This is a genomic window from Neobacillus niacini, from assembly GCF_023715785.1.
Lineage (GTDB): Bacteria > Bacillota > Bacilli > Bacillales > Cytobacillaceae > Neobacillus > Neobacillus niacini_E.
Genome location: NZ_JAMBOX010000066.1, coordinates 1 through 469 on the forward strand (window position 1 = coordinate 1; position 469 = coordinate 469).

At 50.5% G+C, this 469-nt stretch carries 1 protein-coding gene; it reads left to right on the plus strand.

Features of this window, described 5'->3' with window-relative positions; genetic code table 11:
- A partial coding sequence (locus M3234_RS28860) for a fimbrial protein (protein ID WP_262307933.1) occupies positions 1-314 on the plus strand: 314 nt, incomplete at its 5' end.
- Positions 315-469: the final 155 nt, after the last annotated feature.

The window sequence follows — 469 nt, forward strand, 5'->3', positions numbered from 1 at the left end:
TCGTGTTATCACCTTGCGGCAGCTCGGCTACGGCAGTGAAAGTTGGCTTTACCGGCACTCCGGATAGCAATAATGACAAACTTTTAAAAATCGATAGTGATGCTTTTGCCGCATCGGGGATGGCGGTACAGATCCTGGACAATCAGCAAACGATGCTGCCCATAAATGCGGCTGCATCATCAATCGCTTGGACGAATTTGACACCTGGGCAGACCAATATCTTGGGTTTTTATGCGCGGCTGATGGCAACCCGTGTACCAGTCACCGCTGGCCATGTTTATGCGACAGCAACCTTTACCCTTGAATTCCAGTAACCGGAGGTTTTAATGAAATATCGATTTGCAGGAGCGCTACTGGTGGGGTTACTGTCCATGAGCGTCAGCACGTCACAGGGCGCCGATATCAACATTACGGTGAACGGTCGAGTGGTGGCCAGGCCGTGTAATATCGCAACTACCAACGCTAGTAT